16 protein-coding genes are annotated in these 21,612 nt (G+C 72.4%); 4 read left to right on the top strand and 12 right to left on the bottom strand.

The window, feature by feature from the left end; all coding sequences use genetic code 11:
- The first annotated feature begins 37 nt into the window (after positions 1–37).
- Complete coding sequence (locus ABZ911_RS16710; protein WP_358055991.1) at positions 38–610, top strand: DUF6506 family protein; 573 nt, start codon at positions 38–40, stop codon at positions 608–610.
- 90 nt (positions 611–700) lie between these two features.
- On the opposite strand, the gene ABZ911_RS16705 is transcribed toward ABZ911_RS16710, so the two are convergent.
- The 4 genes from ABZ911_RS16705 to ABZ911_RS16690 form a co-directional block, all read right to left on the bottom strand.
- Positions 701–1,996, bottom strand: a complete 1,296-nt coding sequence (locus ABZ911_RS16705; protein ID WP_358055989.1) for a cytochrome P450 — start codon at positions 1,994–1,996, stop codon at positions 701–703.
- Between the two features lie 85 nt (positions 1,997–2,081).
- Positions 2,082–5,639, bottom strand: coding sequence for a serine/threonine-protein kinase (locus tag ABZ911_RS16700; protein WP_358055987.1), 3,558 nt, complete (start codon positions 5,637–5,639; stop codon positions 2,082–2,084).
- A 66-nt stretch (positions 5,640–5,705) separates the two neighbouring features.
- Positions 5,706–6,086, bottom strand: a complete 381-nt coding sequence (locus ABZ911_RS16695) for a DUF4279 domain-containing protein (protein ID WP_358055986.1) — start codon at positions 6,084–6,086, stop codon at positions 5,706–5,708.
- Positions 6,087–6,265: 179 nt separating this feature from the next.
- Positions 6,266–8,305, bottom strand: coding sequence for a catalase (locus ABZ911_RS16690; protein ID WP_358055985.1), 2,040 nt, complete (start codon positions 8,303–8,305; stop codon positions 6,266–6,268).
- A gap of 217 nt (positions 8,306–8,522) precedes the next feature.
- Between ABZ911_RS16690 and ABZ911_RS16685 the strand changes: the two genes are divergently transcribed.
- Positions 8,523–8,744 carry a hypothetical protein gene (locus tag ABZ911_RS16685; RefSeq protein ID WP_358055983.1) on the top strand — a complete coding sequence of 74 codons (222 nt, stop codon included), beginning with the start codon at positions 8,523–8,525 and terminating at the stop codon, positions 8,742–8,744.
- 12 nt (positions 8,745–8,756) lie between these two features.
- Here ABZ911_RS16685 and ABZ911_RS16680 read toward each other — a convergent pair whose 3' ends face one another.
- Positions 8,757–9,371, bottom strand: a complete 615-nt coding sequence (locus ABZ911_RS16680; protein ID WP_358055981.1) for a TetR/AcrR family transcriptional regulator — start codon at positions 9,369–9,371, stop codon at positions 8,757–8,759.
- A gap of 59 nt (positions 9,372–9,430) precedes the next feature.
- Between ABZ911_RS16680 and ABZ911_RS16675 the strand changes: the two genes are divergently transcribed.
- The gene (locus ABZ911_RS16675; protein ID WP_358055979.1) at positions 9,431–12,634 is read left to right on the top strand and encodes a cytochrome P450; all 3,204 of its coding nucleotides are present in this window, start codon (positions 9,431–9,433) and stop codon (positions 12,632–12,634) included.
- Between the two features lie 22 nt (positions 12,635–12,656).
- Here ABZ911_RS16675 and ABZ911_RS16670 read toward each other — a convergent pair whose 3' ends face one another.
- The 5 genes from ABZ911_RS16670 to ABZ911_RS16650 all read right to left on the bottom strand — a co-directional run bounded on the left by ABZ911_RS16670 (position 12,657) and on the right by ABZ911_RS16650 (position 18,395).
- Positions 12,657–13,502: an XRE family transcriptional regulator gene (locus ABZ911_RS16670; protein ID WP_358055977.1), complete on the bottom strand. Its 846-nt coding sequence runs from the start codon at positions 13,500–13,502 to the stop codon at positions 12,657–12,659.
- Between the two features lie 152 nt (positions 13,503–13,654).
- Positions 13,655–16,156: a PEP/pyruvate-binding domain-containing protein gene (locus tag ABZ911_RS16665; RefSeq protein WP_358055975.1), complete on the bottom strand. Its 2,502-nt coding sequence runs from the start codon at positions 16,154–16,156 to the stop codon at positions 13,655–13,657.
- Positions 16,153–16,881, bottom strand: a complete 729-nt coding sequence (locus ABZ911_RS16660; protein ID WP_358055973.1) for a TetR/AcrR family transcriptional regulator — start codon at positions 16,879–16,881, stop codon at positions 16,153–16,155. Before ABZ911_RS16660 ends, ABZ911_RS16665 begins: the two co-directional genes overlap by 4 nt.
- A 66-nt stretch (positions 16,882–16,947) precedes the next feature.
- Positions 16,948–17,448 (bottom strand): DinB family protein, encoded by a 501-nt coding sequence (locus ABZ911_RS16655; protein ID WP_358055971.1) that lies wholly within the window; start codon positions 17,446–17,448, stop codon positions 16,948–16,950.
- Between the two features lie 110 nt (positions 17,449–17,558).
- On the bottom strand, positions 17,559–18,395 hold the full coding sequence (locus tag ABZ911_RS16650) for a 1-aminocyclopropane-1-carboxylate deaminase/D-cysteine desulfhydrase (RefSeq protein WP_358055969.1): 837 nt from the start codon (positions 18,393–18,395) through the stop codon (positions 17,559–17,561).
- Between the two features lie 43 nt (positions 18,396–18,438).
- Between ABZ911_RS16650 and galK the strand changes: the two genes are divergently transcribed.
- Positions 18,439–19,551, top strand: coding sequence for a galactokinase (gene galK / locus ABZ911_RS16645; RefSeq protein WP_358055967.1), 1,113 nt, complete (start codon positions 18,439–18,441; stop codon positions 19,549–19,551).
- 31 nt (positions 19,552–19,582) lie between these two features.
- On the opposite strand, the gene ABZ911_RS16640 is transcribed toward galK, so the two are convergent.
- Positions 19,583–20,356, bottom strand: a complete 774-nt coding sequence (locus ABZ911_RS16640) for an enoyl-CoA hydratase-related protein (RefSeq protein ID WP_358055965.1) — start codon at positions 20,354–20,356, stop codon at positions 19,583–19,585.
- 39 nt (positions 20,357–20,395) lie between these two features.
- A complete protein-coding gene (locus ABZ911_RS16635) occupies positions 20,396–21,541 on the bottom strand; it encodes a nitric oxide synthase oxygenase (protein ID WP_358055963.1) in 1,146 nt (381 codons plus the stop codon).
- Between the last annotated feature and the right edge of the window lie 71 nt (positions 21,542–21,612).

The following is a 21,612-nucleotide window of genomic DNA, read 5'->3' as shown; positions in this document are numbered from 1 at the left end:
AAGAGGGGAACAGCACAGCACCGGAGAAGGGGGCGGCATGGGAAGCGTCAGAGCGATCATCAACCTCGACCCGATGGACCGCGTCGTCCAGGTGAACGGCGACCACCGGATGACGATCGTGGGGGTGCCCGACAACGTCGCGGCGGCGCGGGCCGCGCTCGAACTCATCGGCGACGGCGCCCGGAGCGTGGAGCTGTGCGGCGGGTTCGGGCCCGCGGCGGCGGCCAGGGTGATCGAGGCGATCGACGGCCGGGTACCCGTGGGCACGGTCATGTTCGGCATGGAGTCGCTGACCAGCGTGGCCCGTTACAAGCTCCGCGCGGAGTCCGGCGAGCGGCTGGCGGGCGCCTTCCTCTACCTCCAGCAGGGCGCGGACCCGGCGATCGACCGGGCTGTCCGCGAGCACGAGGGCGGCACGGCCACCTTCGTCGCCGTCCCCGACGCCGCCGCCGCGCCGGCCGTCGCCGCCGAACTGGTCGCGGACGGCGCCGCCCAGCTCATCGAGCTGTACGGCGGCTTCACCCCGGTCTCGGCCGCCCGCGTGATCGCCGCGGCCGGGCCGGACATCCCGGTCGGCCTGGTGGGTTACCCCGCCGGACATGCGTGGTGAGACGGCTCAGGACGGCTGGCACAGGGTCCATCGCCTCGTCGTCGAGCCGGGTGCCAGGAGGGGCCGGCGTGCTGATTCGCCGGCCACCCGTCAAGCTCGCGGTGTGCCCGACGGGCGGGCTGCCGGTTCGGGCGTCCGGACCGGTGTGTCCTGGGCGCCGGTCGTGTGGACGCCGGTGATGACGAAACCGCTGCGCGGGCGGGTCGGGATGCGGCGCAAGGAGATCGACAGGTCCTGCGGCGGCACGGTGTAACGCAGCCGCGCCAGCCGTACGGCCAGAGCACGTAGCAGAGCGACGGTGACCGCCTCGCCGGGGCAGCGGTGACCGGTGTACGGATCGCCACCGCCCTGCGGGACCAGGTCGTCGCGGCCGACCGTGGCGCCGACGAAACGCTCCGGGTCGAAGGAGTAGGGAGCGTCCCACAGCCCGGCGTCGTGGTTCTGGCCGTACAGGTCGAGCAGGATCAGGGTGCCTTCGGGGATCGGCTCGCCGACCCAGGTCAGATCCTTCACGGCACGGGCGGCGACATAGGGGGCGAACGGGTAGAAGCGGCGAACCTCCTGCGCGAACGCGTCGGCGTAGGCGGGATCGCCGCTCTTCAGCCACTCCCGATTCTGCGGCCAGCGGTGCATCGCGTGCGCCGCGAACGCGACGTACCAGGCGACCGCGACGGTGGGGCGGATGATGCCGAGCAGTTCGACCGCGGCCGTCAGCGGGTTCAGCCGCTCGCCGTTCTCCCGGTGCTGCCGCACGATGTCGGCCACCGAGCCCGCGGGCACGGCGGTCCGGTCGCCGAGCAGGCCGGCCAGCCATTCCTCACGGTGGGCCCGCGCCCGCCGGGCCCACCAGTGCCGAGGGGCCAGCGTGGCGAACCCGTCGACCAGCGTCACCATGTCGCGGGCCAGGCCGTCGACCTCGGCGGAGCCGAGCGGAACACCGGCCCAGCGGCAGACGCCCTCGCCGAGGGCCCGGGCGGCTTCGTCGAACACCACGACCCGCGGCAGGCCGGGCCACCCGCTTGCCCGCTCGTCCCAGCTCGCGCAGACCTGCTCGACCAGGTCGGCGGCGCGGTCCTGGTCCGCCAGGACGGACATGAACATCGCCTTCCGCTCGCGATGCGCCGGGCCGTCCAAGGTGTGCACCGCGCGCTTGCCGGTGAGCGTGGCCTGCACGGGCTCGGGCAGGGCCGTCGCCCGCGCCACATGGCGCTCGTCGTAGAAGAACCGCACGGCCTCGGGGCCGCGCAGGGCGACGGCGCGCTGCCCCATCACGCGCGTGTGAACCATCGGCCCCGCGGTACGGCGGCGCAGCCCGGGCAGCCAGGCATAGCCGCCGGTCAGCATGGAGAGCGTGCTGTCAAGGAAGGGTGAACGCGGAGTCCTCATCTTCGGCGCATGCCCACCGTCCCTTGCCCGAAACCGCCGCCTTGGGGGGTGGCCTCCGGCTTTGCGTGGACTTGCCACACCGCCATCACCGCGGGCACACCTCGGTGTACGGCACGTTCGGCACGTGCACCCCCCACTCCTGCGGACTGAGCGTGCTCCCCGCCCGAGCGCACACCGCCTTGGTGACCCGCTCCGGCTCCACCGGCCACTCGCGCACGACGCCGTTCCCGCCGACGGCCGCCACGGCGGCCCCGCCGGCCGTGAACACCACCGACCGCGACTCGCCCAGGTCCGGGTCCTGTCCCCCACCCGTGTCCATGAGCGTCCCGAGGAGGGTGCCGGCGACCGGGTCGAAGAGCTGAACCCGTCCGTCCCTCGTCCCCACCGCGACGACGTCCTCGCGCGGCGAGTACGCCGCGACCGGCACGCCGCCGAACCTCCCCTGCGTGACCGGCACGCCACGTCCCGGGGCGGCGGCGTCCCAGAGGGTCAGCCGCCCGCGCTCGTCCAGCACCACCACCGCCCGTCCGGACCGGGTGAAGAACACCTTGGTCCCGCCCCCGCCGAAGGGTTCGCCGGCGGGCCTGCCGGTGGCGGCGTCGACGAGGCGCGGTTTTGCGCCGGCGACGGCGAGCCGCCTCCCGTCGGGCGAGAAGGCCAGGTCCGTCAGCTCGCCCAGGTCGGCGGTCCAGAGCCGGCGGCCGGTCTTCCACTCCCACAGCCCGATCCTGTGCTTGATCACGGCCCGCCCGTCGTCCGGGCTGCTCAGGATCGCCGCGAGCCGGGTGCCGTCGGGACTGAAGGCCAGGACGGCGGGCTCAAGGTCCCCGGCGCCGGGAGCGACCTCGCGCAGTACGGCCCGCGAGCCGACGTCCATGACGGTGATCTCGCCTGAGCTGTGGTGGCTGACCGCGGCCAGCCGCCCCGTCGCGTCGAAGGCGGCGCTCGCCAGTTCCCCCTCGCCGGGGATCGCGCCGATCGCCTTCCCGCCGCGCGAGTCCCGCAGGGTGGCGCCGGAGGTCATGTCCGACGCCGCCATCAGCCGCCCGTCCGGGCTCAGCGTCACCGTGTTCAGCCCGCTCTCCGGGGGTACGGCCGCCAGGTCGGCGATGTCGACCGAGAACACCCGGTCTCCGGCGAGGTAGCGGAACGTGCGCCCGTCCGGATCGAACGCGGCCGCCGGGGGCTCGTCCCCGTTGCCCTGCACCGTCACCGAGGTGAGGAGCTGGGTGTCGGCGGCCCGCCAGAACTGCACGCCGGTGCCGGTCACCGTGGCGATGAGCCGCCCGTCCTGGCTGAAGGTCGCGGCCCCGTGGTTCCAACTGCCCTGGGTTCCCGCCCCGTCGAGGTCGCCGATCTCCTCGATGGAGCCGTCCGTGAGGTCGGTCAGGCGGAGGACCTTCTCCAGCGACTGCGCCAGCCACCTGCCGTCCGGGCTCACCGCCTCGGGAGGGCCGCAGTTCACACATCTCGCCAGGCCGTACGCGCCGAGGCTCTTCTGGAGTCTCAGTCCCGGCAGGCTCCAGCGTTCCACTGCCGGTTTCTCGGTCATCACGAAGACGGAGGATCCCCGGGGGGCCATGACCCCGGCCTGGGCCGGCAGCATGGTCCGGGTGCCGGTGGCGAGGTCCCACGCGTGGTCGCGGGTGTTCATGGTGATCAGCGCGAAGCGGTCGGCGGGGCCGATGGACGCGCCGCCCCCGCTGTCGCGGAGGTTGAGGCGGCGGTCGAAGGTCCAGGTTCTGATCGTCTTGCCGCTCCGCAGGTCCCAGGCTCGCACCCGCGCGTCGGTCTGCACGACGAGGGTACGGCCCGTGGGCGACAGCGCCACGCTCGCCACCTGCTCCCCGGCCATCCCCAGCTTCGTGATCCCCCCGGTCCGCCTGCCGGTGCGTACGTCCCACAGCCGGGCCGCGTCCTCGCCGACGCTGGCCAGGGTGCGCCCGTCCGCGCTGAGCACCCTGACGGTCTCGGAGGACCCCGCCGGGTCCTTGAACATCGCGCTCTCGCGCTGGGCGAGTGAGGCGGTGAGCGCGGCCCTGGTCTGCGGGGTGCGGTCCAGCCGCCAGGCGGCGGCGCTGAGCAGCATCGCGAGCCGCGGATCCGTGCGCCGCAGCGTGCCCGCGACCGTGGCGATCCGCGCCGCCTCCGCCTGGTCGCGCTGCGCCGCGATCCGCTCCGCCCGCTCGTCGGCGAGGACACTCTGGTGTACGGCCAGCCCGCCCGCCACCAGCGAGATCACCAGGAGCCCGGCCAGACTGAGCGAGACCAGCCGGTTCCGCCTGGCCCGGCGCCGAGTGCGCCCCGCAGAGGCTTCGAGGAAGTCGCGCTCGGCCGAGGCGAGCGTGATGTTCCTGCGCGCGGTCGCCGCCCACTGCAGCGCGTTCTCCAGACCGCTGCCCTGGAACAGGTCGCCGTCCCTGCGTCCCGCCGCCTCCCAGCGCCGCGCCGCCCCCAGGATCTCCCGGTGTACGGCGAGACCGTCCCGGTTGGCGTCGATCCAGCGGCGGAACCGCGGCCAGGCGTGCGTCAGCGCGGGCCTGGCCAGCCAGAGCTCATCCCCGGACCTGGACACCAGGTAGCCGAACACCTCAAGCGTCCGGGTGATCGCCGCGACCACGGGCAGCGCCCTGCCCTCCACGAGCTCGGCCAGGGCGGCCCGCCGCGTCACGAGCTCGCCCCGCTCGTCCACGGTGACCAGCCGCAGGAACACCTCGGCGGCCAGCTCGCGCTCGTCCGGGCCGAGCGACGCGTACGCCTGCTCGGCCAGCGCGCCCAGGCCCGGGTCGTCGGAGGGCACGCCGACCTGGACGGCCGCCCTGTCCCCCTCGGCGAGCAGCCGCGCGGTGTCGAGCCCTCCGCCGCCGCTGACCAGGGCGAGCAGCAGCGCCCGCGCGGTGGGACGTTCGAGCGGGTCCTTGCTGAGCGCGGCGGCCACCAGGGGGCGCAGCGGGCCGGGCAGCACCTCGAGGTCCGGGCTCGCCGACAGCACCCGGTGCATGACCCCGCCCAGGCTCTCCGCCTCGAACGGGTCGGCGCCGATCGCCGCGAACATCACGATGCCGCCCCAGGCGAACACGTCGGCGGGTGCGCCGGCCCGCTGCCCCGTGAAGACCTCCGGCGCCATGTAGGTGGGCGTGCCGGTCACCAGCCCGGTCGCGGTCAGCGGCATCTCCAGGGTCCTGGCGATGCCGAAGTCGATCACCCGCGGGCCGTCCGGGCCGAGCAGCACGTTGTCCGGTTTCAGGTCCCGGTGGATCACTCCGGCGTCGTGGATCGCCGTCAGCGCCGTCGCGATGGCCGTGGCGAGCCGGTGCAGGTCACCGCCGGTGAACCTGCGGCCGTCGGCGGCAGCCTTGCGCAGGCTCGGCCCTTCCACGTACTCGCTGACGATGTACGGCCGGGGCCCGTCGAGGTGGGCGTCGATCACGCTCGCCGTACAGAAGGAGGCGACCCGCTGGGCGGCCGTGGCCTCGCGGCCGAGCTGGGCGGCCTGGTCGCCGTGCAGCACCTTGATCGCCACGCGGTGGCCGTCCTCGGTGTACGCCTCGTAGACCACTCCCTGGCCGCCCGCGCCCAGGCGTCCCGCCAGCCAGTACCCGCCAAGCCGCTGAGGATCCCCGTCTAGCAGCGCCGTCGCCATGCCACCCCACCCATCGCTCGCGGATTCCGAGGGCTTTGATGTGGGGTGGTGGCATAAAGTTCGATTTCAGTACAGATACTGGTCGATTTCCAGACCGGCTCGCGCGTCCGCCAGCCACCGGACCAGGTCCGCGCTCACCGATATCCCCTTCTCTCCGGGGTCGTCCCGGTCGCGGAACTCCTGCACCACGATCAACGAGACCTCCCAGCCGAGGTCGCGCAGCCGGTGCGCGTCCCACGACAGCAGGCCGCCGAAGACCGCGTCCAGACCGTCCGCGTCCACATCCCGGCCGACGGCGGCCCGCCACGAGCTGAACCCGTAGGTCTTGCCCGTCTTGGCGGACCGCTCGCCGGACCGGGTGGTCCGGTCCGGCTCGACGCCGAGGGCCCTGGTCACGGCGCCCGGGTCCCCGTCGTCGCTAACGAGGCGGAGATATACGTGAAACACTGCCGCTAATTCCACTTATATCCGGTCTTGACCTTGGCTTTTCCGTCTTTGCTGATGAGCCAGTAATAGCCATCCGACCCCTTGTACGTATCGAACCTCGATACCTTCTTCATCCTTGAGCTCGTGGGGTCGATATCGCAACTCCTGCTCGAGCCGCCGCTCCTTCACTGCCCACGGGGTCAGGCGGGGAAGGCGGCCGTGTCCCGGTCGAAGTGGCGGTGGGCGGCCACCGCCTGGCTGAACCGCTCGACGAACGCGTCGCCCGTCTCCGGGTCGACCACGCCCTGCCTGCCGGGAAGCCCGGCGGCGTCCAGCAGAGGCTCACTGCCCGGGAGGGCGCCGATGGCCTTGCCGTGCCGGAACGCCTCGCGGACGAACTGGACGACATACCCGTCGGTGGCCAGTTCCTTGCCCGCCGCGAGCAGGACGGCGTCGTACAGCACCGAGGAGGCCGCGCTGACCTGCCGGTCCACTGTCAGCGACCCCAACCGGCCCTCGCGCGGCGCGACGATCTCGCAGATCGCCCCCTGCGCCTCCAGCTCCTGGCGGACCGGATCGACCTGTCCCGCGTCCGTGCCGTCGCCCACCAGGATCGCGATCTTCCGGGTGGCGATCGAGTCGCGCGGTTCGTTGGCCTGGCTGAGCGCCGGTGAGGACCGGCCGTGATTGGTGACGGTCATGGCGGGAGCCGGCATGCCGAGCCCCGCGGCGACCTGGGCGGCCAGGCCGTGGTCGACGTTGGCGAGCCGCTCGACCACCTGCTCCTTGAGGTAGCGGCGGTGCACGTGGCCGAGCTCGAAGCGGAAGGCGTCCACGATGTGCTGCTTCTCCCAGTCCGACATGCTGTTCCAGAACAGGGTCGCCTGGCTGTAGTGGTCGGCGAAGCTGGGGCTGCGCCTGCGGATCTTCTCGCCGTCCACCCGCTCCTGGTAGTGCCTGAACACGTCGTGCGTCCGGCCGCTCATCGCGCCGGTCATCGGGCAGCCGCCGCTGATCGAATTGGGCGAGTAGCTCGTCTGCCCCTGGTGGATCATGTGCTGGTGGTAGCCGTCGCGCTGGTCGTTGAACACCGGTGCGATCGGCCGGTTGATCGGGATCTGCGGGAAGTTGGGGCCGCCGAGCCGGATCAGCTGCGTGTCCAGGTAGGAGAAGTTTCGCCCCTGCAGCAGCGGGTCGTTGGTGAAGTCGATGCCGGGGACGACGTTCGCCGTGCAGAAGGCGATCTGCTCGGTTTCGGCGAAGAAGTTGTCCGGGTTGCGGTTGAGGGTCAGCTTGCCGATCGGCCGCAGCGGCACGATCTCCTCAGGGAGGATCTTGGTGGCGTCCAGCAGGTCGAAGTCGAACTTGTGCTCGTCCTCCTCGGGCACCAGCTGCACGTGCAGCTCGTACTCCGGGTAGGCGCCCCGCTCGATCGCCTCCCAGAGGTCGCGCCGGTTGAAGTCCGGGTCGTTGCCCTGGATGCGCAGCACCTCCTCCCACAGCAGCGAGTGCGTGCCGAGCATCGGCCGCCAGTGGAACTTCACGAAGGTGCCGCGCCCCTGGGCGTTGACCAGCCGGAAGGTGTGCACGCCGAAGCCCTGCATCATCCGGAAGCTGCGGGGGATCGCCCGGTCCGACATCAGCCACATGACCATGTGCATCGACTCGGGCTGCAACTGCACGAAGTCCCAGAAGGTGTCGTGCGCCGACTGGGCCTGCGGGATCTCGTTGTGCGGCTCGGGCTTCACCGAGTGCACGAAGTCGGGGAACTTGATCGCGTCCTGGATGAAGAAGACCGGAAAGTTGTTGCCCACCAGGTCGTAGTTGCCCTGCCGGGTGTAGAACTTCGTGGCGAAGCCGCGCACGTCCCGCACCGTGTCGGCCGATCCGCGCGATCCGGCCACCGTCGAGAAGCGCACGAACACCGGCGTGCGCAGCGAGGGGTCGGACAGGAAGTCGGCGCAGGTGTACTCGGCCAGCGACTCGTACACCTGGAACTCGCCGTAGGCGCCCGCCCCGCGCGCGTGCACCACTCGCTCCGGGATGCGCTCGTGGTCGAAGCGCATCACCTTCTCGCGGAAGTGGAAGTCCTCCAGCACCGTCGGGCCGCGCTCGCCCACCGACAGGGAGTTGTCGGTGTCGTCGATCCGGACGCCCTGGTCGGTGGTGAGCTGGGTGTCCTGCGGATCGACTCGATACTGATCGAGCTGCTGCTGCTTCTCGTTACTGCCGTCTGCCACGATCCCCCGCCTTCAGTGCGTCTTCGACCGGGGGGACCCGCGCACTTCATACCCCCGCCGCATCTCCGTCCACCCATCGCCGCGCAAGGCATCCGCGAGTTCCGCGCCAAGGAATCGGAAACCGGACGGGCCCCGATCGGCCTCCGGGCGGTGTGTTTTACTGACCCTGACCCCCGCCCCACAGCGATCCATGCTTGTGCATGGGGTTGGAGGTCGTATGTCCGCGCAGAGACCGATGTGCCAGGTCAACCCGCACACCGACGGGCTGAGCATCACCGGCTGGGAGCCGGAGCGCATGGTCCCCCGCCATACGCCGGGGCGTCACCGCAACGTCGTCCGGGCGTCGGTGGTGGTGACGTGCGAACGCCACGGCTGGTCGGGCCGCGTGGGCGTGGACGGCGACTACCGGCCACCTGGGTACGAACCCTGGCCCGGCTAGGCGCGGCCACGATCAGGCTTGGGGGAGCGGCCTGGTCGCGATGGCGCGGGCCTCGGCCGGGTCCATGCCGAAGCTGCGCAGGAGCTGTTCGGCGAGGTCGTCCCAGGCGGTGTCGCCGACCAGGCCGGGGCGGGCCAGCCAGAGGTGCAGCAGGGCGAGCAGGGAGCCTCCGGTGCTGGCCAGGGCCAGGTAGGGGTCGACCAGGTGGAAGCGGCCCGCGTCGACCGCCGCGCGGATGTCGGCGAGGGCCCGGGGGGCCAGGCCGTACTCGGAGTCGAGGTAGGACAGGCCGTACTGGTCGACGACGCGGGCGATCTGGGGGTTGGCGCGGACCGCGCGGGCGGTCACCCGGACCGAGAGGGTGAACGCCTCCGCGGGGTCGTCGATGTCCGCCCTGATGCGGTCCAGGGTCTGGCCGATCTCCTCCAGCACGTCGGCGATCGCGACCTGGAAGAGCTCCGCCTTGCTCTCGAAGTGGTTGTAGAAGGAGCCGAATCCGACATCGGCGGCCTCGGTGATCTCCTGGATGCTCGACTGCTGGGCGCCTTCCCTGGCGAGCAGCGTGCGCGCGGCGTCGATGAGCTTGCGGCGCGTCGCCGCCTTGCGCCGTTCCACCCGTGAGGTCATGCCACCACCCTAAATCACCAGTGATAGCCATCACTTTACTGACCTGGCCATCAAAGCTGATGAAGTCATCACTTAGGCTGGCGGTACGAGGAGGAGACATCCGCATGCACGAGACGATTCCGCAACCGCGCCCCGTCCCTGTAGTGGGCAATCTGCCCCAGATGGACACACACAACCCCGTCCAGGGCCTCATGAGGATCGCCGGGGAGCACGGCCCCATCGTCAGGCTCCAACTGCCCGGCGGCGACATCATCGTGGTCAGCAGCCAGGAGCTCACCGACGAGCTGTGCGACGAGAGCCGCTTCGAGAAGAAGCTGCACCCTCCCCTGCGCCAGGTGCGCGACTTCGCCGGAGACGGGCTGTTCACCGCGGAGACCGGCGAGGAGAGCTGGCAGCGCGCGCACCGGATCCTCATGCCCGCGTTCGGACCGGCCGCGCTGCGGTCGATGTTCGACGGGATGACCGACATCGCCGAGCAGGTCATGCTCAAGTGGGAGCGCCAGGGCCCGGCCCACCGCATCGACGTCGCCGACAACACCACCCGGCTGACCCTGGACACCATCGCGCTGTGCTCGTTCGGCTACCGCTTCAACAGCCTGTACACCGACCGGATGCACCCGTTCGTCACCTCGATGGTCCGCGCGCTGGAGGAGTCGGGCGCGCGGACCCGGCGGCTGCCGGTGCAGAACCGGCTGATGCTACTCACCCGGCGGCAGTACGACGAGGACAAGGCCCTCATGTACTCCATCGCCGACCAGCTCATCGCCGAGCGGCGCCGCCACCCCTCTGCCGAGGGCGAGCACGACATCCTCGACACGATGCTCACCGCGACCGACCCGGCGACCGGTGAACGGCTGAGCGACGAGAACGTCCGCTACCAGATGGTCACCTTCCTGATCGCCGGGCACGAGACCACCAGCGGGCTGCTCACCTTCACCCTGTACGAGCTGCTGCGCCACCCCGAGGTGCTGGCCAGGGCGCGCGAGGAGGTCGAGCGGGTGCTCGGCGCGCGGGCTCCGCGCTTCGAGGACCTCGCCCAGCTGGGATACCTGGACCAGATCCTCAAGGAGACGCTGCGGCTGTGGCCGACCGCTCCGGCCTTCGCCGTGCATCCGCTGGCGGAGGAGACCACGATCGGCGGGCGCTACCAGGTACGGCGCGGCGACACGCTGCTCGTGCTGACCCCGACGCTGCACCGCGACCCCGCGGTGTGGCCGGAGCCCGAGCGGTTCGACCCTGACCGGTTCTCCTTCGAGCGAGCCGAGCAACTGCCGCCCAACGCGTGGAAGCCGTTCGGGAACGGGGCCCGCGCGTGCATCGGGCGCGGGTTCGCGCTGCAGGAGTCGGTGCTGTTCCTGGCGATGCTGCTGCAGCGCTTCGACCTGTCGGTCGCCGACCCCGGCTACGAGCTGAAGATCCGCGAGACGCTGACGATGAAGCCGGAGGGCTTCGCCGTGCACGCCCGCCGCAGGCCCACGAAGATCGTCACCGAGGCCGCCGCGGCCGAGGCCCCGCTGCAGCACGCCGTGTCGACCGCGAACGGCATCCCGATCCGCGTGCTGTACGGGTCGAACTCCGGCACCTCCGAGTCCTTCGCGCAGCGCATCGCCAACGACGCGCGGCTGCGCGGGTACACCCCCACGCTCGGGACCCTCGACAGCGCCGCCGGGCACCTGCCCGCCGAGGGCGCCGTGGTCATCGTGACCGCCTCCTACGAAGGCCTCCCACCCGACAATGCCCGAAATTTCGTGACTTGGGTGGAGGGGTTGGTGGGCGGGGCGCTGGACGGGGTGCGGTACGCCGTGTTCGGGTGCGGCAACAAGGACTGGGCGCGCACCTACCAGGCCGTGCCCAAGGCCGTGGACGCGCACCTGGCCGCCGCCGGGGCGCGGCGGCTGCTCGACCGCGGCGAGGCCAACGCCCGCGGCGACCTGTTCGGCGACTTCGACGCCTGGTACGACGACCTCTGGGACCGGCTCGGCGCCGAGTTCGGCCAGCAGCGGGCGGAGCCCGCCGCCGTGGCACCGTTCGAGGTGGAGTTCGTCGGCCCCGCCCGCGAGCCGCTGCTGCGGCGCAACGACCTGTCCCTGGGCACCGTCGTCGCCAACCGCGAACTGGTCGACATGACCGCCCCGAACGCCCGCCCCAAGCGGCATCTCGAGATCGCCCTGCCCGAGGGCTCGACCTACCGCGCGGGCGACTACCTCGCGGTGCTGCCGCTCAACCCGGCCGCCGTCGTGGACCGGGTGCTCAGCCGGTTCGACCTCTCCTACGACGCCCAGATCGTCGTCACCGCCGGAGCGGGCGCGCAGACGTTCCTGCCCACCGGACGGCCGGTGACCGTCGGCGAGCTGCTGTCCAGCTACGTCGAGCTGGCCCTGCCCGCCGGGCGCCGGCACATCGGCCAGTTGGCCGCGGCCACCTCCTGCCCGCCGGAGAGGCAGGCGCTGCAGGCGCTCGTCGCCGACGACACCGCCTACACCGCCGAGGTGCTGGACAAGCGGGTCAGCCTGCTCGACCTGCTGGAGCGCTTCCCCTCGGTCCAGCTCCCGTTCGCGGCGTACCTGCAGATGCTGCCGCCGCTGAGCCCGCGGCAGTACTCCATCTCCTCCTCGCCGCTGTGGAGCGAGGACCACGCCACGCTCACCATCGCCGTGCTCAGCGCGCCCGCGCTGTCCGGCTCCGGCCGCTACGAGGGGGCCGCCTCCACCTACCTGGCCGGTGCCAGGCCCGGCACCAAGGTGGCCGTCACGGTACGCCCCTCGGACGTGTCCTTCCATCCGCCGCGCTCGCTGGCCATGCCCGTGGTCATGGTCTGCGCGGGCTCCGGGGTCGCGCCCTTCCGCGGCTTCGTCCAGGAACGGATGTTCCGCGCGCAGGCCGAGGGCGTGACCCCCGCCCCGGCGCTGCTGTTCTTCGGCTGCGACGCCCCCGACGTGGACCTGCTCTACCGCGACGAGTTCGCCGAGTGGGAGCGGGCGGGCGCACTCTCGCTCCGCCCCGCCTTCTCCGAGCGGCCCGAGGACGGGATCCGCTTCGTCCAGGACCGCCTCTGGTCCGACCGCTCCGAGGTCATCGACCTGGTACGGCAGGGCGCCACCTTCTACGTCTGCGGCGACGCGCGGCGGATGGCGCCCGCCGTACACGAGACCTGCCTGCGGATCTACCAGGAGGCCACCGGCGCCACCCCCGAGCAGGCCGAGACCTGGCTGACCGAGATGGAACGCGAACAGACCAGATACGTCACCGACGTGTTCGCCTGAGGGCCGTATGAGTCCCGGGCTCCTAGGCGCGGCCCTCGGTGAGGGAGTCGAGGAGGCCGTAGTCGACCGCCTCGGCGGCCGAGAGCAGGCGGCCGCGGCGGGCGTCGGCGCGGACTTCGTCCGGCTCGCGCCCGGTCAGCCTGGACAGCCGCAGGTAGAGCGTGTCGAGCATGCGTCGTGTCTCCCCCTCCGCCGTGGCCAGCTCGTGGGCGTTACCCGACGCCGTCACCTTGGGCTCACCCAGCCGGATGATGGCCCCGGGAGAGGCCCGGCGGCTGGTGACCGCGCCGAGCAGGCCCAGCGCGGGACCGCCGAGGCGGCCGGTGACCATGGTGTGGACCTCGACGGTGAGCGCGTCCAGGGTGTCCATGAGGGTGAGGGCCGCGCCGAGGTCGCCGTCGGGGATGCTCACGTGCAGGGTGATCGGCGCCCGCCCGGCCGCGCCGAGCGTGAGGAGCTGCCCGCACCAGGCGGTGCCCCGCTCCTCGGTGAGCTCCCCGTGGGCGAGCACGATCCGCCGCTCGAACAGCCGCTCGGCGACCGGGTCGGGCACCTGGAAGGCGGCCGTCCCCGAGTACGGGGCGACGGGCTCGGGCCGGAAGGGGGCGGGGGCCGGCTGCCAGGGGCGGCCTGGGACGTCGATGAGAAGCGGGTTCGGGGCCATGCCCTGCACCTCCATGTTGATCCGGTGACCGATGGCCGCCGCGTACCGGTCCAGGGTGGAGGCGCGGACGTCGCCGTCGCCGCTCTCGAGCCGGGCCACGGCCGACTGGGAGGTCCCCATCCTGGCGGCCACCTCGGTCTGGGACAGGCCTGACTCCCTGCGCCGCGCGCTCAGCTCCGCGATGACCTCAGGAAGATTGTCCATATCCAACACGGTATCTCATTGGCGAGATAACGCGCCGCCCCGGCGTTGACGGCCGGGGCGGCGTCGCCATGGAGGAGAGCCGGTTGGCCGCACGCCATCCGATCCCACAGATGAGACGCCCTTGATCGCCGGGAGGTTCGCAGGGGACGGCGTCAGCTTTCCAGAACCTCGACAGTGCCTCGTTCGCCGTCGACCCTGACGCGGTCGCCGTCGCGCAGCCGTACCGTGGCGTTGCCGGTGCCGACGACGGCCGGGATGCCGAGTTCGCGGGCCACGATCGAGGCGTGGGAGAGCGGCGCGCCCATGTCGGTGACCACGGCGGCGGCGCGCGGGAACATGGGCGTCCAGCCGATGTTGGTCAGCGTGGTCACCAGGATCTCCCCCGGTTTGAGGCGGTCGCCGTCCTCGGGCCGTTCGATGATCCGGGCGACGCCCTCGACCACGCCGGGCGCGCCGGGGAAGCCCGAGACGGTGTCGCCGATCGGCGCGGAACCGCCGCGGGCGTCGAAGATGTCGCCGCGCCGGTCCGGGTCCGCCGCCCACCTGACCGGGTCGAACGCGCCGACGATCAGCGTGGGGTAGGCGGGCAGGCCGGCGTACAGCTCGTAGGTGGCCCGACGGGCCGGGACGCGGTCCAGCGCGTCCGCGTGGCCGCGCAGGACGTCGACGATCTCCTGGACGGACAGGAAGAACAGGTCGTCGCCGTGGCCGGTCAGCTCGCCGGCCCGCAGCACGAACGCGCGCAGCGCCCAGAAGACGCGGACCACCTCCGAGCGGGTCGTCTCCCGGTCACGAACGATGGCGTTCCACCGCCTGACCTGCTCGCGCATCCTGTCCACCTTGCCCGGATACCGCTGGGCGAAGCGCGCCCAGGCGGCCTCGCGGGCCTCCCGCTGGCGGTTCAGGAGCGTGTCGGTCCGCTCGTGCGCCCCGGCGAGCTGCGCGTCGATCCACGCGGGGTCCTCACCGGGCCGGGGCGTGGACACCTCGAACTCGTGCGGCCCGCGGTGGCCGTACATCCTGGCGAAGGCGTCCCTGTCGATCTCGCCCGCGGCCAGCTTGCCCAGCCCGACGATCGGCCCGAGACTGGCCAGCTCTCCCCCGGCGTTCGCGCCGGTCAGCATGGCCTCGGCGGCCACCTCTCCGGCCAACTTCGCCAACCGTTCGCGGGTCATCACCAGCGAGGACCCACCCTGCCGCCCCGCCGCCTCCAACATCTGACAGGCCTCCACGAGGTACGGCAGCAGCTCCGCCTCCCACAGCCCGGCCAGCTCCCCCGCACTGCCCGCGCCCTCCGCCCGGGCCTTCAGCCGCTCGCACCGCTCCCGCGCGGTGGCCGCGAAGGCGGGCAGCCGCCGGGTGTTGGCCCGCACCCGCCTGCGCAGCCTGACCGCCGTCGGGACCACGGCGCGGATGATCCGCCAGCGCGAGCCGGGCAGCAGCGGCACCTCCAGCCCCGCCGGGAGCCTGCCGAAGACCTGCTCGATCGCGCCGAGCCTGCCGCCCGCGCCGACGGCCCTGGCCAGGGTGTAGGCGACGCTGAGGTTCATGTAGAAGCGCCCGCCGATGTTGCCGACCAGGGCGAAGCCGGGGATGGAGCTGGCCGACATGGCCTCGCGGATGAAGATCTGCACCAGGGACCAGGTACAGGGGGTCATCACGTCGGGGATGGCCTCGCCGAGGTTGGCGGCGGTCCAGAGGCACATGTCGCCGAGGCTGTCGTTCCACTCCTCGACGGGCTGCCTGAGGCCGGTGATCGGGCGGGCCTGCAGGATGAGGAGGCGTCCGTCGCGGAGCGCCCACTCGATGTCCATCGGCATGCCGTACAGGCGCTGGATCTCCGTGCCGAGCGCGGCGAGCCGGACGGCCTGGGCCGCGTCGAGCACCGGCGTCCGGCGCCGGTCGGCGGGCACCGGCTCCTCGCGGGTGCCGTCGGGGGTGCGCACGGTCATCACGGTCTTGTCCGCGACGCGTTCATCGACGACCCGCCCGCCGGAGACGACGACGGTGTCGGGGGTGACCTGGCCGCCGACGACGGCTTCGCCGAGCCCCCACGAGGCGTTGATCACCAGCCGGTCGCGCGCGCCGCTGACCGGGTCGGCGGTGAACAGGACGCCGGCCGCGTCGGCGTCGACGAGTTCCTGGACGACCACGGCGAGCGCCACCTCGCCCTGCGGCACCCGGTGGTGGGCGCGGTAGGCGATGGCGCGGGCGGTCCACAGCGAGGCCCAGCAGCGCTTGACGGCGTCGGGCAGCGCCTCGCCGCGGATGTTGAGGTAGGTGTCCTGCTGCCCGGCGAACGACATCTCGGGCAGGTCCTCGGCGGTGGCCGAGGAGCGCACGGCGACGGGCACGTCCGGGCCGAGCGCGGCGTGGGCGCGGCGGATCTCCCCGGCGGTCTCGTCCGGCAGCTCGCGAGCGGCGAACAGCCCGGCGATCCGCCGTGCCGCCTCCTCGGGCGCGGCCTCGGCGACCGCCTTCATGATCTCGTCCTGCAGGCCGTCGCGGGCGACGAAGTCGCGGTAGGCCGCGGTGGTGAGGTGGAAGCCGCCGGGGACGGGCAGCCCCGCCCTGCTCAGCCGGGCGAGCGAGGCGCCTTTTCCGCCCGCGACCGCGAGGTCGGCGGCGTCGGAGTCGAGGGGAAGGACTCTCACGTCACGTTCTCCTTAGTGCCGAGAGATTCGCGCAGCTTGTCCCGCGCGATGTCGACGGCCGCGTCGAGATATTCGGCGGTCGCCGAGGAGACCGCCTCGGCCCCGCCGGGCCGCAGCGGCCGGCCCGGCTCCGTGGCGCGTACGGCCGCGTCGGCGATCAGCTCGCTCAGCCGCTCGTCCGACGACCTGAGCGCGTCCGGCAGGTAGCCCTGCAGGATGAGGAAGCCGTACAGGGTGGAGCCGAGCACGGTCAGGTGCTCGGCCGGGGTGCGGTCGGCGCGCAGCGCGCCCTGCTCGCGGAGGACGGCCAGGTAGCGCTCGAAGGGGCCGCCGAACGGGACGGAGCCCTCGCGGTCGCGCTTCTCGCGGGTGAGCTTGCCCAGCACCTCCGAGTCGCCGAGCAGGCCGGCCTTGGTCAGCGGGCGGCGCTGCAGCGCCCCGGCCAGCAGCCCGAACAGCTCGCCCAGGGTGGCGGGGCGGGCGTCGCGCACCTCTTCCAGCATGAGCACCCGGTCACGCCGCAGCAGCGCGCCGAACAGCGCGTCGCGGGTATTCCAGTGCAGGTAGATGGTGCCTTTGGCGACGCCCGCCGCCTTGGCGACATCCTCGATGGTGGTCTTGTCGTAGCCCCACCGCATGATCAGCCCGGCGGCCGCGTCAAGGATGCGGTGCGCCCGCTCCAGCCGGCGCGCGGCATCCTGCTGCGGCCTGCCCGCCTTCGCCATCACGCTCCCCTTCGCCAATTGTTTGACCAGAAGCCATTTTCCGGTCACTAAATTGACGATACACCGTCAGGAGCCGGTCGTGCCGTCCAGGAGTTCGCGAATGATGTCGAGATGGCCGTTGTGGCGGGCGGTCTCCTCGGTCATGTGGCCGATCACCCAGCGCAGCGTCAGCTTGGTGCCGGAGCTGTCGATGCCCTGGGAGAGCGTGTCGAGGTCGATTCCGGCGATCTTCTCGCGGACCCGCGCGCACTGCGCCTCGTACTCCTCGACGAGCCGGGCCAGCGGCGCCTCCAGCGCGACCGTGAAGTCGGCGTCCGGGTTCTCGTCGGTCCACGGGCCCTGGTCCGGCTCGCCGAGGAACATCGACTCGAACCACCAGTGCTCGTTCCAGCGCAGGTGGCTGACCAGCCCGGCGACCGTCATCAGCGGCGAGGTGGGGATCGGCGCCCGCCGCGCCGCCTCGTCCGTCAGCCCCGCGCATTTGACCACCAGGGTCGCGCGTGCGTAGTCGTGGAAGGTGTCCAGCGTGGTGCGCTCGTCCCAGGAGGACGGGGTGTCTGTTCGCATGGGGCAGAGCATGTCCCCTGGTGAGCGCGGTGTCCAACGCGTTTGTGGGTACCGCCCACGCGAGGGCGAGACCTGCGCCCAGGCGATCACCGCCCTCGGTCTGATCTGCGTCAGCGCGGCTCGGCCGAGTCGAAGCCGGTCGGTGCGCCGCCTGGGACGACGGGGATCGACGGCTGACCGGTGACGACGGCGACGACGCGGGTGCCGGGGGCAAGGATGCCTCGGCGGGCGAGGTCGACGATGCCGTAGAGCATCTTCGCCACGTACACCCGTTCGACCGGGTGCCTGGCGACGAAGGCGTCGAGGGCGGGGGTGGTCCGGGCGTAGCCGCCGAAGTGGTAGCCGAGCTCCAGCGACCAGTTGTGCCACGCTCTGCCGTACGCCTCCCGCTGGAGCCTGGTCACCTCGCCCGCCAGGAAGGCGCCGCCCTTCAGCGCCGCGAAGCCGATCGCCCGGCGGCCCGGCGGCAGCCCCGCCGAGATCCCCGCCAGCGTGCCCCCGGTGCCGACCGGACAGCACACCACGTCGTACGGCACCGCGATGTCGGCGGGCAGCTCCGCGCAGCCCCGTACGGCCGCGGCGTTGCTGCCGCCCTCGGGCAGGATCGTCACCTCGCCGAACCGCTCGCGCAGCGCCGCGATCACCTCGGGCTCGTGCTTGCGCCGGTAGGTGGCCCGGTCCAGGTACACCAGGCGCATCCCGCAGGCCGCCGCGTAGGCGAGCGACGGGTTGAGCGGCAGGCACTCCTCGCCGCGGATGACGCCGATCGTCTCGAAGCCGTGGCGCAGCCCGGCGGCGGCGACCGCCCGGATGTGACCGGAGTAGGCGCCGCCGAAGGTGAGCACCCGGGCGGCGCCGAGGTTGTACCGCAGCTTGCGCGCCTTGTTGTCGTCGGCCTTGAGGAACACCCGCACCGAGCCGAGCGCCGGATCCGCCAGCTCCTCCATGGCGCTAGTCTACGGTCGGACCGATGTTGAGGAGTGTGCGATCATGCGCGTTGTTGAAGCTTTCCGTGAGGCGTACGGCGCCGAGCCGCGCACCGTCTGGCACGCCCCCGGCCGGGTGAACCTGATCGGCGAGCACACCGACTACAACGACGGCTTCGTGCTGCCCTTCGCGGTGCCGTGGGGCGTTACCGTCGCGCTCTCCCCGCGCGAGGACACCACGATCAGGCTGCTGTCTCTGCAGGCCGGCGGCGCGCCCATCACGCTCGCCACCCCCGAGGCGGCCGAGGGCTGGGCCCGCTACGCCGCCGGCGTCCCCGCCGTGCTCGGCGCACGCGTCCGCGGCGCCGACCTCGCCGTCGACGGCGACGTCCCGCAGGGCGCTGGCCTCAGCTCCAGCGCGGCCCTGGAGGTCGCCGTCGCCCGCGCCCTCGACGAGGTGTACGGCCTGGGCCAGACCCCCATGGAGATCGCCCTGCTGGCCCAGCGCGCGGAGAACGAGTTCGTCGGCATGCCCTGCGGCATCATGGACCAGGCCGCCGCCACCCTGTCCCGGGCGGGCCACGCGCTCTTCCTCGACTGCCGCTCGCTCGGCTTCCGCAACGTCCCCCTCGACCTGGCCGCGCACGGCCTGCGCCTGCTCATCATCGACACCCGCGTGCACCACGAGCTGGCCGACGGCCAGTACGCCAAGCGCAGGGCCGACTGCGAGTCGGCGGCCGGCAAACTGGGCGTGGCCGCGCTGCGCGACGTCGTCGACCTGCCGGCGGCGCTGAGCGTGCTGCAGGGCGACGAGCGCAAGCGGGTGCAGCACGTGGTGACCGAGAACCACCGGGTCGAGGCGGTCATCGGGCTGCTGCGGGCGGGCGCGGTGGCCGAGATCGGCGGGCTGCTGAACGCCTCGCACCTGTCGCTGCGCGACCAGTACGAGGTGTCGGTGCCGGAGCTGGACGTCGCGGTGGAGGCGGCGATCAGGGGCGGGGCCAGGGGGGCGCGGATGACCGGCGGCGGGTTCGGCGGGTCGGCGATCGCGCTGGTGGCCGAGGAGCGGGTCCAGCGGGTCCAGGACGCGGTGAGCGCCGCGTACGCCGAGCGCGGCTGGCGCGAGCCCCGCTACCTGCCGGCCGTACCGGCGGACGGCGCCCGCAAGCTGGCCTGAGCCGCGTCACCGAGCCTGGTCACCGGGCGGGTCACAGAGAGGGGAAGGCCGGGTTCCGGTGTTCGAGGAAGCTGGCCACGCCCTCGGCGAAGTCGGGGCGGCGGAACGAGGCCATCATCTCGCGCACGGCCGCCCGCGCCGACTCCTCCAGCGTCACGTCCCAGTCGCCCCACACCTGCCGCTTGATCACCGCCATCGACGCGGGCGAGCTGTGCACGGCCAGCTCACGCGCGTACGCCTGGGCCCCGGCCAGCAGTTCCTCCCCCGGCAGCACCCGGTTGACCAGCCCGAGCTCGTGGGCCTCGGTCCCGGTGAACACCCGCCCGGACAGCAGCACGTCCATGGCCCGCTGCTGCCCGATGAGCCGGGGCAGCACCCACGACAGGCCGTACTCGGCGACCAGGCCCCGGCGCGGGAAGGCCGTGGTCCACTTGGCCTCGGCCGAGGTGAACACCAGGTCGCAGACCAGCGCGTGCACCATGCCGAGCCCGGCGCAGGCGCCGTTGACCGCCGCCACGATCGGCTTCCTGATCGTGGTCGGGAAGGTGGCGGGACGCGGGTCGGGCTCGGCGGCGTAGTCGCCGCCCTGGATGGCGCTCAACGTCTCGAAGTCGGCGCCCGAGCAGAAGCCCCGGCCCGCGCCGGTCACCACGATCGCCCGCACCGCCGGATCCTTCTCCGCCTGCTCCAGCAGGTCGAAGTAGCGCCGCCCGAGCGCGTCCGTCCAGGCGTTGAGCCGCTCGGGCCGGTTGAACGTCAGGGTCAGCACGCCCTGCTCGACCGATGAAAGCACCAGCTCCGACATGGCAACACCCTCCCGACGCGACCGCTACAGAATATCGTTCTACACCATCCTCGGGTGGTGGACATAGGCCGGTGAGAGCGCGCGGTCGTCGTAGTAGCGGTGGAAGACCGGAGTGGCCGCGCCCGACAGCGGTGGCACGATCCACGACCAGTCGGCCGGGCAGACCCGCCCCGCCGCCTCCTCCCGGGCCAGGTGGGTGAGGAAGCGCCGGGACTCGGTGTGGTGGTCGGTGATCGTCACCCCGGCCGCCTCGAAGGAGTGCAGCACCGCCACGTTCAGCTCGACGAGGGCGTGGTCGCGCCAGAGCGACCGCTCGTTGCGCACGTCCAGCCCGAGCCGCCCGGCGATGACCGGAAGCTGGTCGTAGCGGTCGTGGTCGGCCAGGTTCCGCGCCCCGATCTCGGCGCCCATGTACCACCCGTTGAACGGCGCGCACGGATAGCAGACACCCCCGATCTCCAGGCACATGTTCGAGATCGCGGGTACGGCGTGCCAGCGCAGCCCCAGCCCCGCGAACCACGGATAGGCGGGATGCGCGAGTGGCACCTCCAGGATCGCGTCGCCGGGCACGTTGCACAGCAGCGGCTCGCCCCGGCCCGGCTGGATCACCAGCGGCAGCACGTCGAAGCGGGTGCCCGCCCCGCCGCGCCAGCCCAGCGCGCGCACCGCGCGGGTGAAGTCCACGTAGCGCGGGTCCCCCACCACCGACCCGTCGGCCCGCGGGTATCCGGCGTACCGGATGAGCTGCTCGTTGACGATCCGCGGGCCTGGCCGTCCCGGCCGGTCGGGCGCGAACACGGTGATGGTCGGCCTGATCCGCCCGCCGCCGGTCGCCTCGCGCAGGTGCGCCACGCTCTCCAGGGCGACGCCCTCCGCGCTGGAGACGTCCCTGCGGTCGCGGACCTTCAGCGAGCGCCAGTAGAGCCGCCCGATGCAGCGGTTGCTGTTGCGCCAGGCCACCCGAGCGCCGAATTCCAGCTCGGCGGCGGTGTGGGTGTAGGTGCCGGATCTGGCCACGTCTCTGGCCACCCGGCGCAGCCTGGCGAGCGGGTCGCCCGCCCGCGGGTTCTCGGCGTGGAACTGGCGGACGAACCGCTCCGCCTCGCGCATGTCGACGGTCTCGCGCGCCGGAGCGGGCACGGCCGTGTCTTCCAGGGGACGCAGGGACCTGATCCAGGTACGCATGCGGCAACCAGCGCATTCCTTTCGGCGGAGCGCGCGGCCGATTCCGGGTCGGCGGCACGTCCTTCGGCGGT

The organism is Nonomuraea sp. NPDC046570 (genome assembly GCF_040645915.1).
In the GTDB taxonomy this organism is placed as follows: Bacteria; Actinomycetota; Actinomycetes; order Streptosporangiales; family Streptosporangiaceae; genus Nonomuraea.
This window is presented reverse-complemented; position numbering and strand designations above follow the sequence as displayed.